We start from the raw sequence: 17817 nt of genomic DNA, 5'->3' as shown, positions 1-17817 counted from the left end.
CCACGACGTCGAGGGCGACGGTGGAACGACTGCGCGGGGGCAGGCCGCCGTCCGCTCAGACCGCTAACTCAAGCCGCTCGCTCGGGCACCACGTCCCGCGCCGTCTGCTGCCTCTCGCGTGAGAGGCAGCACCGCGTAGACGACCTTGCCGCCCGAGGGGTGACGGTACGAGTCCCAGCGCTCGCTCAACAGCGTCACCATTCCCCGTGACCGAGTACCGCACCCAACGGGAAACGCCTACATCGCGGTCGCAGGGCAGGAGCAGACCTACTTCACGGACACGCATGACGCCCTGCGGACCCTGATCCGAGACCTCAAGGTTGGCAAGATCGACCACGTCTTGACACCCGGACCGCGCTCGTCAAGCAGGCTCGTGCTCGGCGGGGTGACGCGGGCCGTGGCCGGGCGGCGGGGTGAGCGTGGAGGTGTAGTTCTCGCCGTCCGCGAGGGGCGTGGTGAGGCTTACGCCGGCTGCGGCCATGCGGTCGTACTCGGCGAGGACCAGGTCCTTGGTGCGGTAGTGGCCGTACTTGGCGATCTCGTTGTGCTTCAGGCCGCCCTTGGGCTCCGTCTGGAAGGTCTCCAGGATGTAGTCCGCATCTTCGCGGCTGATCCCGTAGAGGTGAAAGAAGTACGCGTCCAACTCGGCGCGGATCTGAGCTCGGCGGGTTTCGTCCCAGCGGAAGGGCTCGCCCGTATCACCGAGGTCCCGGGCGAGAGAACCCATGTCAAGCGCCGAGTAGAGGAGTTCAAGCACTCTCGGTGTAAGGAATCGCGCGTGCGGCTCAAATGTAGCTGGATTCGGTACCGGCAACTGCTTCCAGATGAAGAGCCCCATGCTGGTGCTGCCGATTTTTTGCCGACCTGCATAGTCAAAGACAAGAGAACTCTGGGCGGCGATCAACGCGGCAACCAGGACTGGCGACACATCGGGCAGCATCAACGGGAACTTGTGTCCAACAGCGGAAATCGGCAGAAATGCTGCGATTGCCGTGCGCTCGTCCGTTGCTCGACAGACGTCGCGCCACCCACAGAGCCAGTTCCGCTCCCAGCCAAGTTCCCTGCGCCTCAGGCCGACTCCAGAAATTTCGGCCTCCTTGCCCTTCCGAACAGTTGGAATGAGTCCTTCATCCGCGATCCAGTACCGCGGCATGGCTGTCACTGACGCGTCCTGCTTCTCCGTAAGGCTGAGGCGCCTGCGGTCCTCGTTGCCCGTGCCGTAGTAGCTGTTCCAGCGGTGGTCGAAGTGGTGAGCCATCTTGCCCTCGTACAGCGGCAGCATCCGCTTCCCGTCCTGCACGAACACATTGCCACGCAGTTCCCAGCCCTCCCCTTCCAGCTCCTCATGGGTACGGAAGAGATCCGAATCGTCGGTCATGTCAAAGAGCCGCTTGAAGGAGATCCCCCACGGATTGCCACCCCGCTCCGTCTCATTCCATAGCACCGGAATACGCTGGTAGATCGCCGCCGTTAGATCCGCGTCCCTCCGCGTCCGGAAGATCGGCAGCGTCCCTGTATTGGGATTGATGAGGGCAATCTCCTCGGGGCTGAGCGCGAACACCCGCTCCGCATCATCCAAGTCCGCCGGGTCCTCCAGGAAGAACGCGAAGCGGGCCGCAGGCTCCCGCAGGTCCTTGCCAGCCAACGAGAGCAGACAGAACTTATAGCTGGCGTGCACCCCCACGAAAAGCGGCTTTCGGTTCTCGAAGTCGTACAGCGCCGCCACCGCGCCCCGCCGGGTGAAGTCGCTGAACAGATACTGCGCTCCCGCGCCGGTCGCGATGGCCGTCGGGAGGATGCAGCCGAAGCGGCTCCTGGGCGCGGCGATCGTCGCGAAGCGCTCCGCGAACAGTTGGTCCGTCTGGAGGGAGTTGACCCCCTTGGCTGTCAGCCCCTTCGCGCACAGCGGGAACGCCCCCGAGCCCCCTGCGAACAGGAACGTGGACTTCACCGTCCGCCGCGCCGTCCGGTAGCGCCTGCCCGCCTCCGGGTTCCCGGCCTCCTCGTTCTCGGCCTCCCACTCGGCGATCCGCGTACGCCGCGCCGTACCTGCGATCGCTGCGATCGACGGCTCGACCACGCTGAAGTACTTCTTGTCCTCGAAGTCGACTTTGTCCCACGGCGGGTTGCCCACCACACAAGAGAAACCGCCCGCCCACCCCGTAGCCGGGTCCACCGCGTCGTCCCCGTCGACCCTCTCCGGAACCGTGAAGACCTCCGGGAATTCCAAGTGCCAGTGGAAGAAGCGGTACAGGTCCCGCAGCTCGTCGATCTCGTCGTGGGTCGCCTTCGAAGCGGACCGGGCCTCGGAGTCCCGCAGGGCCTGGAACACCTCGTGGGTGACGGGGGCCGGGGCATCCTTGGTCTTGCGCCACATGAACGCGGCGCACCAGGCGTCGGCAAGGTGCCGTGCGTGGACGTACTCCTTCTCGTCCCGCCACTTCTCGTACGCCGCCTGCTGGGCGTGCACCTGCCGCAGGTTGCCCGACGGGGCCGTGATGATCCGGCGGAGGCCAGAGGCGAAGGCGGTGTTGGAGACCTTCGTCTCCACGACCACCTCGAAGAGGCCACTCTGGCCCTTGCGTTCTAGGTCGTTCTGCTTCTCCAGGAACCTGGCGTACTTCTCGTCGTCGCCCTCGACGGCCTTGAACGCCTTGTTCGGGATGCCGCCGAGCATCAGCGTGGGGGTCGTGCCCACCAGGCCGTTCCCGTGCTTGATGTGCGCGTCCAGGAAGCCCAGCGCCTTGCCCGGCTCCAGGGCCTCCAGCCACAGCGAGACCTTGGCCAGTTCGACCGCCATCGGGTTGAGGTCCACGCCGTAGACGCAGCGGGCGACGACCTCGTGCAGGGCGGTGCGTACGGCGACGGGGGGCGGCTCCGGGTTGCTCTCCCGTACCGCCGCCACCCGCTTGGCGATGCGGCGGGCCGCCGCGACGAGGAAGTGGCCCGAACCGCAGGCCGGGTCGCAGACCGTCAGCGACAACAGCTCGCGGACGATCGCTCCCGACGGGTCCGGCTCGCCCGCCGCCGTGGCGGCCTGCTCCCCGCGCTTCTGGGCATCGTCTATCACCGGATCGAGCGTGGAGTCGAGCAGGGTCTCGATGAGCGAGCTGGGGGTGTAGTAGGAGCCGGTCTTCTTGCGGTCGTTGCCGAGCCGGTTGACCAGTTCGAAGGAGCGCTCAGTGGCGCTGTGCTTGGGGACCAGTTCCAGGAGGGACTCGTAGATGGAGCCGAGCTCCTCGGAGCCCATGTTGCGGTAGTCCACCGGACGCCAGCGCGCGGTCTTCTCGTCGCGCACACGGGCGAGATGGCGCACCGCCTCCAGGAGTGAGGCGTTGGACAGGGTGCAGTTACGCAGGGGAGCATCGGCCGGGGCGTCGTCGAATAGTCCGCCGAGGCCGGGCAGGCCCAGCTCGGGCCGACCGTCCTCACGGCCCAGGGCGTCCAGGACGATGCGCAGGGCGGCGTACTGGTCGGCGTGCGCGGTGCCCTGACGACGCAGCGCGTGGCGGCGCAGGCGGGCGGAGCTGAAGTACTTGGCGTACCGCTTGCGGGCGTCGTCGCTCGCGTCGGGGTGGTGGAGAGCTTCGCGATCCTCGGCGACGAAGAGGAAGATCATCCGATAGGCGAGACGCAGCAGCGCTTCGTGGAAGCGGTCGGCGTCCAGGCTGTCGCGCAGGTCCGCGTTGGCCGGGTGGCGCAGGAAGCCCGTACCGAGGGTGGTGATGGCCCGCTGGACGCCGTCGCGGTGGTGGTCGAGCGCCCGGGTGCCCGAGGCGATCGCCTCCGTACGCCAATGCTCCAACCAGCAAGCGGACGGCACCCCCGCTTCTCCGGTCTCGAAGCGGGAAACGTGCAGCAGCCGGTAGAGCAGGACGAACTCACTGAACAGTTCGCCGTCGAAGATGGCTTCGAGGTCGAACTCGACATACGAGGCGGTGGCCAGGGCATTCGAGTCGCGCAGCAGGCGTAGCTGCCGGCCGTTGGTGAGGATGCCCCACAGGTGGGCTTCGCGCCGGTTCAGGCACTCCTGGAGGAGGGAGTGCGGGGGTACGGTGCCCGCGCCGCCGGGCCGTTTGTCGAGCAGGGCGTTCCAGGCCGCCATGTGCGCGGGCACGTGCTGCCAGTGGTGGCTGATGGGGAACACGCGCTCCGGGTCGCTGTCGGCGCGGTACGCGCCGGTCGCGACCGTGGTGAGCCGGCCGAAGCCCAGCTCGTTGAAGAGCGGCTCCAGCCATTGGTCGACGGCGAGGCCGGTCGGGTCGGCGGGCAGCTCGGCCTCGGCACTGACGGGCAGTTTCTCGCGGAGCTCGCGCCAGACGCCCTTGAGATAGTCCCAGTGGCGCTCGGCCTCGTCGCGGACGGACCGGCGGGGACCGATCACGTGGTAGTCGGCGGGGCCGGAGCCCGGAACGTCCTTGCCCTCCTTGCTCTCCGAGATACGGACGAGCATGTCGGCGGGGAGCAGGCCACCGACGGTGTGCACGGCGGAGAAGACCTGGTTGCGGGTGGTGGCGGACATCAGGCCCCCTCTCCGTCTGCGGTGATCGGGGGCAGGTAGACGTAGGCACCTAGGACGTCGGCGGGCTGCTGGGCTGCCACCTTCAGGCCCTGCACGATTTCGTCGGACGCGCGCCTGACCCGCCGGTGGGACTCGTGCAGCTCTGCGGCGAGTTCGTCGCCGTAGTCTGTCAAGTGCCCCTGTACGGAACCCAGTTGTTCGAGGGTGCGGCGCATCGTCCGTTCCTGGAAGTAGTCGTCCGTGTTCTCCGCGGCCTCAGCGGTCAGCAGGGCGAGAGCCTGCTTCTCGGGGAGCCAGACCGGGTTCTTCGTCGAGCCCTGGTAGGCGAGGAGGCGGGCGTCCTCGGCGACGATCCTGCGGCTGCCCTGCCGGGAGGGCAGGGTGAGGTGGAAGCGGTAACGGACCAGGAGCAGCGTCGTAGGAACGGTCACGGCCTTCGTGGACCCCACTCCGCAGCGCCGGGCGGGGCGACGGCCCACCGCCTCGGCGTCGAGGGCCGCGTCAAGGACGTGGGCCGCGACCGCTCCGACGACGGGGTCGGTACGGACGAGGGCGGCTTCGCCCCGGGCCACCGCCGCCGTGGTGCGGAACGGGATGGGCCGCCCGGACTCGACCGCCTCGGCGCCCGCGACGGGGGCGAGGGCGTCGCGCAGTCCGGCGGGGACGCCACTGACCTCGGCAGTGAAGTCGCCCGATCCGTCGCCGGCTTCGACGACGTGCGCTTCGAGGGCGGTCAGTGCGTGCCGGACGAAGCCGCTCACCTCGTCCGCACGGCCGAGGGTGTCGCGGATTGCGGCGACCTCGCGGGCGACCTCCTCGGGGTGGATGGCACGTTGGGCGAAGCGGGAGCGGGAGGTCGTCTCGCGTTCCGCGGCGGAGTTCCACTCGCTCTCCAGCGCGGCGGCCCTCGCATCCACCGTCTTCAGTTCCTCGACGGCGAACAGCCCTTCCTGCTGGGGCTGTTGGCCGCGCATCAGGAGCCATTCGACGATGGCGTCGGTCACGCCGGAGGACGCCTCGTCGGGGACGGAGACCGAGATGCCGAGGTCCTTGCGGATCTGGCGGTGCTTGGCGATGAGGACTTCGAGGACCTTGCCGTCGATGCCGTTGTCGATGCCGTAGAGGGTGATGACGCGGACCTTGTCGCGCTTCTGCCCGTACCGGTCCACGCGGCCTTCGCGCTGCTCGTGGCGGGTGGGGTTCCAGGCCAGGTCGTAGTGGACGACGGCATCGAAGTGGTGCTGGAGGTTGACGCCTTCGGAGAGGCAGTCCGTGGCGATGAGGACGCGGCGGGCAGCGGGGTCGTCTCCCGCGAGTGTCGCCAACTCCTCGATGCGGGTGAGGCGCTGCTGCGGGGAGAGGGTGCCGGTGACGGCCTTGACGACCGTCTTGGAGCCGAGCTTCTTCTCCAGGTGCTCGGCGACGTACTCGGCGGTGGGGATGTACCGGCAGAAGACGATCGGGTGGTAGCCGTCCTTCAGGAGCGCCTTGAGGTGCCGGACAAGGGCCGCGAGCTTGAGGTCGTCTGCCGGGCCCTCCAGCGCGGCGGCCCGCTCGGCGAGGTCGGCCAGCCGGGCTCCGGCGCCGTCGGTCTCCGCGCCGGGAGCCGCGTCCAGGCCCTCCAGGGCATCGCTGTCCGCGGAGTCACGGGTCAGCGGGGCGGCGAGCCGGTCGGCCTCCTCGGCGCTGGCGGCGACGGCCGCGACCGAGCGGGTCGAGAGGGTCTGGGAGGCAGCCCTGGGCGAGGAGACCAGGGAGCGCAGCAGCGCGATCGCGGACCACCAGGCGATACGCGCCTCGCGCCGGCCCTGCTCGCCCGCCGCCTGGACGCGCTCGCTCGCATAGGCGATGGCGTCGTCGAGCAGCGCCCGGTAGGCCGGGGACAGCTTGTACTTCTCGTCCTTGGACTCACGGTCGGACGGGAAAACGGTCTCTTCGGCCAGGCTGCTGTCGGGGAGCCCGCTCTCTTTGGTGAGGTACTGGCGTACGTCGGCACGCTTGCGCTGCACGAAGTGCTGGGCGAGGAGCCGCCGTCCGCGGTCCGTCTCCAGATCCACGTCGGCCAGCTCTGGACGTACCAGGCCGAGGAGATTGCGGAAACCGGCTTCCTTACCGCTGTGCGGGGTCGCGGTGACCAGCAGCAGGTGTCGGTCGGTGTCCTCCGCGATGCGCCGCAGAAGCTCGTAACGGAGCTGGTTCTGGGTCGAGACGGTGTCGTCGGCGGCGACGCAGGTATGGGCCTCGTCGACGATGACGAGGTCGGGGCAGTGCCGTACGAAGTCGTCCCGGTGCCGGGTGGATTTGATGTAGTCCGTGGAGACGATGACGTGCGGGTACCGGTCGAACAGGGACTGGCCGAGGTCCAGGCCGCGTTCCAGGCGGGAGACTGTGGAGGCGAGGACGAGTTCGGCGTCGATGCCGAACTTGGTCCGCAGCTCCTCCTGCCACTGCTCGGCCAGAGCGGGCGAACAGAGCACGGCCAGGCCCTTGGCCTCACCCTGGGCGAGGAGTTCCTTCGCGATCAGGCCCGCTTCGATGGTCTTGCCGATACCGACGTCGTCAGAGATCAGCATCCGTACGGTCTGCTGCCGCAGAGCCATCAGCAAAGGGACGAGCTGGTAGGCGCGGGGCTCCACGGCGATGCCGGCGAGGGAGCGGAACGGTCCGGCGCCGGATCGGAAGCCGATCCGCAGGGAGGAGCGCAGCAGCCCGGCCGCCCGCTGATCGCCAAGGTCGGCCGGGGGTGGGGGCGCGAATTGAGCGTCCCGTACCTGCTCGAACGCGGGGAAGACGGCCGAAATATCGTCGTCGGAGCCGCCCAGGGGACGCAGCACCAGCAGGTCGGGCTCGCTGTCGGGAAGGACGACCCAATCGCGGCCACGGGCGGTGACCAGGGAGCCGGGGGTGGGTGTGTACGTCATTGGGGCTTCCTCGCGAAGGTGTCAGCCGGTTCCACGGCCGGGCGGAGCGGAAAGTGCGGGCGCGCCGTCATGAGGATGGGCCGAGGCCGAAGTAACGGGCGTGCTCGGCGGCGATGGCGTCCCAGTCGCTTCCTTCCGGGAAACGGATGACGTCCCACCGGGCGAGGTACAGCCGCTCCTCGGCTTCCTCGTCCCGCGCCGCGTCTTCCTCGCCGTCCGCGCTGCCGAGGAAAACGGCGAGGTTGACCCCGGGCATCCGGTAGACGAAGTCGGGACGGGCGTCGGCCTCGGGGACCGTGGTCCCCGCCTCGTCGGGCAGCCGGAGGCCATGCTCCCTGAGCCAGGTCAGGAACTCCGTCTCCACCGAGGTGGCCGGCGCGGCCTCACTGGTGATCGCGGCGGGGACGGACGCCGCCACCAGCCTGCGGTGCTGATCCGTGGTCGTTTCGCCGCGCCTCTCGCTCGTCACCTCGGCAGAGGCAAGTCGCAGCAGCAGAGCAACGATCAGGCGGCGGTCGATCACGCCGTGGTGGAGCTGGTTGCCGTAGGTCAGCAGGCACTCGTAGCAGCCTCGCGCACAGGGCCGGTCAGGGTGGGGGCCCTCCTCGTCCTCGCCGTCCCCGTCGAAGTGGCAGATGGCGAGAGCCTGCCGGGCCGCCTTGGCCAGAGCCCGCGGTTCGGCCTGGAGTCGGCGTAGGACGCCCGCGCCTCCCTCGGCGGCCTCGGTGAACAACAGCCGGTCGTGCGGTCCGTCGGCCGGCGGCAGCAGCTCGCTGGTCAGCTCGGAGTCCTCCAGCTCGAAGGCGGTCTCGATGCCGCGCTCCAGGGCGTACATCACCGTCAGCGCGACCGGTTCAGGCAGCGGCTCGTCAAGGGTGACGACGAGGATGTTGCGGCGGTCCTCTACGAACGGGATGACCCGCTTTTTGCGGCGCTTCTCCTTGCCGTCCTCGTCGATGACAGGCAACTCGCCGGAGTCACCGGAGGCGTCGGAGGCGTCCCGCTCGTTCATCCAACGCCCGTCAGCCGGGTCGAGCCAGTAGCCGGGCGGTTCGTTGTCCTTGGCACGCAGCCTGCCGACGTTGGTGATCCGGACGGTGGCGGAGTCGCCGTAGGTGAGCGTGGCGAGCAGACCGGCGGAGTCGGCGACCCGGGCGTCCTGCCGCCCCCTGCGCGTGCCGTGCCGCCGGAAGCGGTACGACGTCTCCAGCCGGAAACCGGCTCGGCGGCGCTTGTCCACGGACAGTGGGACATCCGGGTGAGCGGACAGTTCAGGTCCTCGTGTGCGGACAGCTGATCTCCCTGTCCGGTATGACTATTTGTCCCTCGGTCGGGCTCAGGCCAACGGGGTGACACCCTGGCCTGTGGTGGCTTGGGTGAGCCGAAGCGAGGAGCCCTCGGTGAGGATGATGTGGGCGTGGTGCAGGAGCCGGTCGACGGCCGCGGTCGCCAGGGTTTTGGGCATGATCGAATCGAATCCCGAGGGGTGCAGGTTCGAGGTCACGATCACCGAGCGGCGCTCGTATGCGGCGTCGATGACACGGTAAAACGCTTCGGCGGCGGCCTGTCCGGACGGGAGCATGCCGATGTCGTCGACGACGATCAAATCGCACCGGGTGATCTTCGCGATGGCCTTGGTGACGGTGTTGTCGACGGTGGCCCGCCCCAGGTGGGTGGTCAGCGATTCCAGGGTGAACCAGGCGACCTGCATCCCGGCGTCGATGGCCTTGTGGGCCAGGGCCTCCGCCAGGTGGCTCTTGCCCGTCCCCGACGGCCCGGTGACAGCCAAATTCTCCGCGCGGCCGATCCATTCCAGGGTCATCAGTGCGTGCTGGGTGGGCAGCGGGATCGAGGAGTCGGCTTCCTTCCAGGACTCGAAGGTCTTGCCGGAGGGCAGGCCGGCCTGGCGGTGGTGGTTGCGGCGGGTGGCCTCGTTGCGGCCGTGGGCCTCGGCCTCCAGCAGGATCCGCACGACCTCGGCGGGGTCCCAGCGTTGGGCCCGGGCGGTGGCCAGTACGTCGGGGGCCGCCGCGCGGAGGTAGGGGAACCGCATCCTTCGCAGCACCGCGTCCAGCTCGGCCGGGATCGGCGGCGCGAGAGGCGCGGGCGGGACCGGGGACGGGGCGGGGATCAGCTCGGGCGGATCGATGACGGCTGTGGTGGCCATGGGCAACTGCCTTTCCTTGCTGGATGGTTCGGGACTGTCCGTTCCCGGGCCGCTTCGCGGCCCGGGAACGGGGGATCAGGTGGCGGGGCGGCCGAAGTCGGACCAGGCGCCGGTGCCGGGCTGCGCGGAGTGTGCCTCGTCGGCGACGACCAGGTCGGCGGGGCGGGCGGCCTCTTTGCGGTGCTGGACGATGGACATCAGGTCGCCCTCGGCGAAGCGCCGGTTGATGGCCGCCAGTCCGAGTGAGAGGTCGACTTCGGCGGTGCCGACCAGGGCGGCGAGCTCGACGGCGCCCGCCATCTTGACCCGGATCCGGGTGGTTCCGGCCGCGGCGGCCTCGATCAGCCAGGACTTCGCCCCGGGGCCCAGTGCCAGGAAGGCTTCCTCGGCGTCGTTGCCGGGCTTGACCTTGGGCGGGCGCGGGGACCCGTCCATCTCCTGGGGGTGGTCGGGGTAGTGGGCGGTGTCGATGACCGGACGCCCGGGCAGGGCGATCTGGTGCCGGGCGACCTCGGCCAGGCCGGCCGGGCCCTGCATCCACTCGGGGCGGTGGGCGAGCTGGGACAGGTCGCAGACCACGACGAGCTCGTCGCCGTCGACGCGCACCCACGCTTCCTGGCCGACCAGTCCGGGCGGGGTCGAGTAGCGCACCGACCCGAAGCGCACCGTCTGGTCCCGCAGCACCTGCCTCGACTCGCCCAGTGCGAGGGTGTGCGGGCCGGCGGGCAGCGCGTGCAGGCGGGTGCGCTCGATGTCGAGCATGGTGGAAGGGGCCCGGCCGGTCTCACGGTGGACCCGGTTGTTGACCTGTTGGCAGAAGATCGCGCAGGCCCCGCGCAGTTCGGCGAACGAGTCGTAGGCGGGCCGCAGGTTGGCGTCGGTGGGCACCAGGTCGGCCTTCGCGACGCGGACCGTGGCCTCGCTGCCGCCCTTCGATTCGGGGTCGAACGGCACACACGTATGTACTTGAAGGCCGTAGTGCCGTCCCGCGGCCACGATTTGGGGGTGGCGGACCGCGACACCGGCGACCCTGTCGATGGTCACCGTCTTCTCGTTGTCGGTCAGCGCATAGGTCGGCACTCCGCCGATCGCCCGCAGCATCGAGTCGACGCAGGAGATCAGCGTGGGCAGGGTCCGGTCCCAGACCGGGATCACCACCCGGAACCTGGACCAGGCCAGCCATGCGCAGAACAGCAGTGTCACGCGGGGCGCACCGCCGCCGGGACCAGGGACTTTCGGGCCCCATCCCCAGTCGAATTGGACCCACAGCCCCGGCTCGGTGATCCATGGGCGATACGTTCTGCGGTGCCCTGCGTCCCAGCGGCCCTTGGCGACCGCCACCGCCCGGCGCGTGGTGCGTTCATCGCCGGTGAACCCCAGCAGCACCAGGCGCTCGTGGAGCTTGTCCGCGCGGGCCTTGCCTTGCGAACGTTCCACCCATTCCTCGATCTTGGGAAGGAACGGGTCGATCAGCTTCGGCCGCATCACCGGTGCGTCAGATGGCTGACCGGTGTCCCTCATCCGTGCGTACCTGCGGACGGTCTTCGGGTCGACCCCGGCCAGTTGGGCAGCCGAATGCGCACACCCGGTGGCGTCCAGGGCCTCGTAGATTTCCATGATCTCCCTGCAAGACTTCTTCACGGTCCCTCCGGCGCGGTCCAGCTCGTTGTCCTCACACCAGCGAGCAAACCCCCGGAGGGATCACCAGTTCGGTACCTGGGTTCGAAAACACACGAACGGCCGTACCGACAGGGAGATCAGCTGTCCGCCAAGCGGGATCCAAAATGTCCGCCTACAAGGATCTTGCGCTGTCCGCTCTCAGCGCTCCTCCTCGTCGGAGGAGATGCGCTCCCGGCGCTGGGTGTAGACGGTGTGCAGGTGCAGCAGACCGTAGGTGGGCGCACCCAGCGGCTTATCGCACATATCGCACTTGTCCCGGCGCTGCTCGGGTTCGTCGAGGTAGCCGCAGTGGACGCAGCGGCGGGCCTCACTGGTGGAGATGTCGCCGGAGGCGTCGGGCGGCAGCTGGATGCGGGTGACCTGATAGCGGGCGCCCTCGTGGTAGATGAGCGCGCCGGGGCCGAACTCGCGGATCGCGAGGAAGCGGGGCCTCTGGAGGTAGTCGCCGTCTCCCTGACGGCCTCCCCGGGTGGGGATGAAGGCAGCCAGCGGCAGCCGGGGGAAGGAGTAGCCGGGCAGGAAGCCCTCCGACGCCAGGTAGCGGTAGGGGTTGAAGTCGGACAGGACGGAGCGGTTGTCCGGGCTCTCGTTTTTGAGCAGGTTGAGCTGGGTCTCGGCCTGCGTGCGGCGGCGGAACGCCTGCCGCCGGTCGCCCTCGGTCAGGGTGTGGTCGAGAACCCGTTTGTTCTGGACGTACTGGTCGACGAGGGCCGCCCTGTATAGGTCGCGCCAGCGGTCGAAGGCCCGGTCGAAGTTGCGCGGGGCCTTGCGCACGGCGTCCTCGATCCACCGCTCGTCCCACCAGGTCGTGTCACCGAACTGGGGCAGCAGCGGGCCGAGGATGCGCCGGGCGGCGTCCACCGTGCGGGCCTGTGCGCCGGGCTCGTGGGAGACGGCCCGGATGTCGTCGTCGAGAGCGAGGCCAGGAGCCGGTCTGCCGGAGGTCTCGTCGTGGGCGATGTCGAGGGTCTGCGGGATTGCCCGCCCCAGTGTGAGCCCGGCCTCGGAGAGCCAGATGGCCTGGAGGTGCGAGCGGACCAGGTCCTCGTTGGCCAGGTCCAGGCGCGGCGGGGCCACGGCACCGGCCACCATGCGGGCGGAGCGACGGAAGTAGTACTGGTCATGGCTGTTGCCGGTGGCGCAGTAGGTAGTGACGAGGGCAGGTTGGCCGCTTCGCCCGGCACGGCCGCTGCGCTGGGCGTAATTGGCCGGGGTGGGAGGGACATTGCGCATCATGACGGCGTTGAGCGAGGAGATGTCGACGCCCAGCTCCATCGTCGGGGAGCAGTAGAGCAGCTTGAGTTCGGCTTTGCTGAAGGCTTCCTCCCGCTTCTGCCGGTCCTCGGGGTCGACCTGCGCGGTGTGCTCGCGCGCGAACAAACCGGACAGGCCGTCGGCCGTTTCGCGGTAGAGCTCACGGAAGAAGGCGTTGACGCGCGGGCCGTCGCCACTTGCGTACGTACGGGTGAGGGGATCATGGGCACCGGTTTCGCCCGTGCCGGCCCGCCAGATGATGGAGGCAGCCGACACCCGGTAGCCGGTGACGGTCGTCGACGGCTTGCGGAAGCGCCCGGCCCCCTGCGGGGCCACGGACACCTCGGCCACGAGCCCGGCGTTCTTGAGGACCTTCAGCAGATCCTCGATGACCGTCTGGAGATCGGTATTGTCCAGGCCCTCACGGAAACCACGATGCGTGCGACGCAAGTACTTGCCGTACTTGCCACGTGCCGACAAGAACAGCCCCGCGCGGTCCATCCCCGGCTTCGAGGACTGGGGATAGGCCGTGGCGACCTTGGGCGTGTCGCTCTTGGAGAGCACCCACGGGTCGACCAGCCTCTCCTCGCTGGCGCCCTGTAGCGAGTCGAAGTCGTCACGGAAGTACTGAACGTCGATGGCGAGCGACCGGCGCATCTCGTCGAGCAGGGCCTTCATGATCTCGGCCCGCAATGAGGCGTCGGCCTCACGCAAGGTGGGGTGCGCCCGCTCCCAGCGCTCCTGGCGTTCGGCGACCCACTGAAGGTCGGCGTAGTCGATCTCCAGGAGTCCTGTCTGTTCCAGGTTCGGCATGGTGACGCGCCAGCCGCGCTCCAGGTCGAGGTAGAGCCGGAAGGCGATCACATCCCGGAGGGTCCTGGCCGCGGCGGCGGCCAGCCGCGGGGGGAGGTCGGACTCGCCCGTGTACACGACGGGTTCCAGGGCGAGGGCGTTGGAGACCCGGGAGGTCAGCTCCTCGTGCTGGATACCGTCCGGGCCCGCAGCGACGGCGGCCCGGTACAGCGCTCCGCGCAATTCGGTGACCTGAACGAAGTCGTTGAAGTGGCCGGCCTGGAGGGAGGCGTCCTGCCGGTTGTCGACGAATGTGAGGAGCTTGCGTGCCGCCTTGGGGAGCGCCGCCTCCGGCACGCTGTCCAGCGAGCGCACGATGGATGCGGAGATCAGCGAGGTCGCCGAGGACCGGCCCTCCTGGTCCAAGGTGGCGAGCTTGGCGAAGTCCTTGCCGCGCGTCTGCTCGTAGGACACCGAGCAGTGCAGGCAGAACAGGAACGGGGCGGGGATGAACGCCGCGTGCAGTTCGCCCTTGGACTCGGTTCCATAAGGATCGACGGTGACCGCCCGCGGGAGCCGGTCCCGGTAGGACTTCTTGACGACCTCCTGGCCCCTGTCGTCGATCTCCAGCCAGGACTCGGGCAGCCGGCGGTCAGCGATGGCCTCTTCGGGGGTGTGGGGCCAAGGAGAGCTGTCCACATAGCGGTCCGTGTCGAGGTAAAGATAGCCGTCACCGGCACGGCCCCCGGTGGCGGCAGTGTCGCGGCGCGGCTCGTAGCGGACCACACCATCCTTCTCCGTACGCCACACGGTGAGGTACTCCTGACCGCACTCACGGCAGAAGGCGAGCGGCACCAGGACGTGTCCATCGGTGCCCGGCCGTACCCGCTGGTAGTCACGGGTGGGGTAGCGGTCTTCCTTGCTCTCCAGGGTGACGTAGACAGTGTCGCCCTTGGACAGGAACTGGTGGAGCCGGAATGCGAACAGGGGGCGTTCAGTGACGGGGTGGTACGCCCGCGAGCCCGCTTCCAGCGTGGCCCGAAGGGCGTCCACGCACTGCTTCTCCGACACCCCGCTCTGCCCCGCGAGTTCGGCGGCGGCTTCCTCGATCTTCCGCGGCTTCTGGCGCACGAGCTGCCCTGTGGCATCGTCGGTGCCGAGGCCGAAGTACGTCTCGATCCAGCGCGCGAGGGGATCGGTCACGAGGTCGGCGTAGGCGCGCGGGACACCGGTCTCGGTGAGCCGCTCGGCGGGTACGACGGTCGGGGTCTCGCCGGTGGCGCGGACCAGGGTCTCGCCGATGATGTGCTCGGGGCTGACCTTTGTGCCGAAGAGCTTGGTCGCCATATCGGCCACCTCGTTCTTCTGCTCCTCCAGGCTGCCTTCGGTCGACATCGTCGCGGAGGTGCCGATGCACTGCACGTCGTCGGCGCGGCAGGCGTCGCGCACCCGGCGGATCAGCAGGGCGACGTCTGCGCCCTGCCGACCCCGGTAGGTGTGCAGTTCGTCGAAGACAAGGAACTGCAGTCCTTCGGCCATAGCCACGAGGCTGTCGCGGTCGTCGGGCCGGGTGAGCATCAGCTCCAGCATCACGTAGTTGGTGAGCAAGATGTCCGGCGGATTCTTGCGGATCTGCCGGCGGGTCTCGTTGTCCTCCTGGCCCGTGTAGCGGGCGAAGGTGACCAGCTCGTTGCCGGCACCGTAACCGTTGCGCAGATACTTCTCCAGCTCCTTGAGCTGGCTGTTGGCGAGGGCGTTCATCGGGTAGACGATGATGGCCCGTACCCGCTTGGGCGCGTCGGGCCCGGCCTGCTGCCGCTCCTTGAGGACCCGGTCGACGATCGGGACCATGTAAGCGAGAGACTTGCCGGACCCGGTGCCGGTGGTCAGGACGTAGGACACACCGGCTGCAGCCGCATCGATCGCCGCACGCTGGTGACGGTGCAGGGTGAGCGGGCGGCCTTCGCACGCGGTGGAGTGCTCGGACTTCCCCGCCTGGAAGATCTTCGCGCACTCGTCGTGCAGGACCTTCTGCGCGGCGAGTTCCGCAACCGTGCCGGCGGAGGCGAAGAAGGGGTTGAGCGACAGCCAGGGGTTGGGCCACTGCGACTTGTCGTCGAGGTCTTTCTTGACGAAATCCTTGATGCCCTGGTCGCGGATCACCGTGCCGCCCTCAGTGAATGAGCGGTAATCCTTGATGAGTTGTTCGTGCACGCCGAAGACGTCCATGCCGGAGCCGGACAGCGAGCGCTTCGCGGGCTCCGGTGACGCCGCCGCCAGAAGCCGCGGCTCGGTGACCGAAGCGGCCTCGTTGGCCGGCCGCAGCAGCCACTTGACCGGGTCGAAGTCCTGCCAGACGGGAAGAGCGCTGCCCTCCGCCACGAAAGGAAGCAGCGCTTCTCGGACGGCGACCGCGTCAGCAGGGCGGTCGGCGGGGTTCTTCGCAAGGAGACGGTCCACAAGGCGGGCCAGCGCCTCCGGCACATCCGAACGGAGCAGACGTACCGGCGTCGGCTCCTGATTGACGTGTTTGTCGCGGAAATCGAAGGCGGTGTTGCCCATGAAGGGCGGGTTCCCCAGGAGCATCTCGTGCAGCATGCACCCAAGGGCATACAGATCGGCGGCCTGGGTAACGAGGCTGCCCTCAAACTGTTCCGGCGCCATGTAGCGGGCCGTACCGACCGTCACTCCTGCGCTGGTCAGCTTGGCGCCGTCGGGGTCGTCGACAATCCGGCCGATACCGAAGTCGAGGACTTTGACCGTGCCACCACGGGTGAGCATCACGTTGCGGGGCTTGAGGTCCCGGTGGACCACGCCGGCAGCGTGAGCGGCGGCCAGGGCGTCGGCCATCTGTGCCCCGATGGCGGCGACCCAAGGCACCGGCAGCTGCCCCTCTTCCGCCACGAGGTCGGTGAGTGGATGCCCGTCCAGGAATTCCATGACCAGGAAGGGAAGGTCGCCGTTGGTCTCGTCCACCCCGCCGTCGATCGTGCGGGGCAGGTTGGGATGGCTCAGCAGATGCATGATGCGCACCTCGCGCGCGAACCGCTCCACCGCCTTCGGATCGGTGCGGGTCTCCACCAGCGTGCCCGAGCGGCGGCGGCGGATGAGCTTGAGGGCGACGACGCGGTCAGGAGAGTTCTCGGCCTCGTCCATGTCCTCGGCGCGGTGAACCTCACCCATGTTTCCCGAGTCGACGAAGCTCAGCAGGCGGAACCGCCCTGCGACCGTCTCGGAACCTTCGCTCATGCTGCTGCCTCCCCGTGCGGCCCCGCCGAGAGGGCACGCGTCTTTCCCCATGTGGCGGGCGTGCTCATCGTGACAGACGGGAACACCCATGGAAGAAATGTACACGAAGATCCAAGCGTGAACAATTCTTACGTGTTAGCGTTGTCAACTTATCAGTTGTTGGCGTGGCCTGCCCGGCTCCACGGTCAACCCATATGACCGAAGGTGCACGGTGAGACGAGCTCAGGCCAGCAAGACCCCCTCCCACGCATGTGCCACAGCGTGGGAGGGGGCTGACGAAACTCCGGAGCACAGCGTCCATGACCGGATGGCGATGGACCGCGCGGCCTTCGTCGTTAGTGTGCTCGCGAAGGCAGATCATGACAGCTGAAATGGGGAGACGAAATGGGCGAACTGGCCAAAGTCGTGGCGGGACTTGAGGAAGAGGTCGAGGACATCCGCGAGATCGTGGAGCGGCTCGACACCGAGATCGCTGCCCGCATGGAGGAGATCGAGGGCATCGGCAGCGAGGTTTTCGACCTCCATGGCAACCTCGACGAGCAGATCGCCGAACACGACTACATGGCCGTCGAGCAGTCCGTCACCTCTCTGCGAGGACTGGTGGACATGGAGACAGTCCTTCCGGCCATGGACGCCGTGCTGCTCCTCACCGCTCTGCGTGACGACGAGCCCGTACCCGATCTCACCCTGCCCCTGTCATCGTTCCACGACGACGATTCCTGGGATCATCCTCGGCTCTCGCAGGAGGACTTGGACCGCGCGTTCAAGGCCGCGATGGTGCGGGCTGATCAGCACTGGGAGGAGATCTGGGGTGACCACTCTTGGGAGGACCTGACCGAACGGGACTCTCACCGGGCCGAGGACCGCGCCGATTCCGAGCTGGAAGGAATCAAAGCCCGGGCCCGCCGGGCCGGGGCCCACATCATAGAACTCATCGACTACATCGGTGACACGCTGTGGCCCGATCTCGTGAAAGCAGTGGAAGCCGGCACCCGCGTGCGGTCCGGGCGCTGGCAGCCGCGTGCGCTGCCACACGGCAAGCCGAGCCCGCCTACAAACTCTACGAGGTCAACCTGTCAGTCCAGTACGGGTCGTCGCCGGGCTCACTCGGTGCCATGGGTGAATCTCTGGGCGACTTCGAAGCGTGGTTGACGTCGACGAAGGCCGAGTGAAAGGCGCGGATCTCGCCTGCGTCCAAGTTTCCTACTGAAGCGTTGGGGACCGGAGAACAG

General features: G+C 68.4%; 7 protein-coding genes. 1 reads left to right on the top strand and 6 read right to left on the bottom strand.

Features of this window, described 5'->3' with window-relative positions:
- Positions 1-361 precede the first annotated feature (361 nt).
- The 6 genes from ACLLJJ_RS19520 to ACLLJJ_RS19495 form a co-directional block, all read right to left on the bottom strand.
- The gene (locus ACLLJJ_RS19520) at positions 362-4522 is read right to left on the bottom strand and encodes an Eco57I restriction-modification methylase domain-containing protein (RefSeq protein ID WP_434593119.1); all 4161 of its coding nucleotides are present in this window, start codon (positions 4520-4522) and stop codon (positions 362-364) included.
- The gene (locus ACLLJJ_RS19515) at positions 4522-7443 is read right to left on the bottom strand and encodes a helicase-related protein (protein ID WP_434593116.1); all 2922 of its coding nucleotides are present in this window, start codon (positions 7441-7443) and stop codon (positions 4522-4524) included. Before ACLLJJ_RS19515 ends, ACLLJJ_RS19520 begins: the two co-directional genes overlap by 1 nt.
- A 67-nt stretch (positions 7444-7510) precedes the next feature.
- Positions 7511-8683, bottom strand: a complete 1173-nt coding sequence (locus ACLLJJ_RS19510; RefSeq protein WP_434593113.1) for a DUF1998 domain-containing protein — start codon at positions 8681-8683, stop codon at positions 7511-7513.
- A gap of 96 nt (positions 8684-8779) precedes the next feature.
- Positions 8780-9610, bottom strand: coding sequence for an IS21-like element helper ATPase IstB (gene istB, locus ACLLJJ_RS19505; protein ID WP_267719259.1), 831 nt, complete (start codon positions 9608-9610; stop codon positions 8780-8782).
- Positions 9611-9685: 75 nt separating this feature from the next.
- Entirely contained in the window at positions 9686-11227 is a 1542-nt protein-coding gene (istA, locus tag ACLLJJ_RS19500; RefSeq protein ID WP_283472000.1) for an IS21 family transposase, read from the bottom strand.
- Between the two features lie 201 nt (positions 11228-11428).
- The gene (locus ACLLJJ_RS19495) at positions 11429-16585 is read right to left on the bottom strand and encodes a protein kinase domain-containing protein (protein WP_434593109.1); all 5157 of its coding nucleotides are present in this window, start codon (positions 16583-16585) and stop codon (positions 11429-11431) included.
- A gap of 384 nt (positions 16586-16969) precedes the next feature.
- On the opposite strand from ACLLJJ_RS19495, the gene ACLLJJ_RS19490 reads away from it, so the two are divergent.
- A complete protein-coding gene (locus tag ACLLJJ_RS19490; RefSeq protein WP_434593106.1) occupies positions 16970-17737 on the top strand; it encodes a hypothetical protein in 768 nt (255 codons plus the stop codon).
- Positions 17738-17817: the final 80 nt, after the last annotated feature.

The organism is Streptomyces sp. A5-4 (assembly GCF_051131715.1).
Classification (GTDB): Bacteria; Actinomycetota; Actinomycetes; order Streptomycetales; family Streptomycetaceae; genus Streptomyces.
This window is presented reverse-complemented; position numbering and strand designations above follow the sequence as displayed.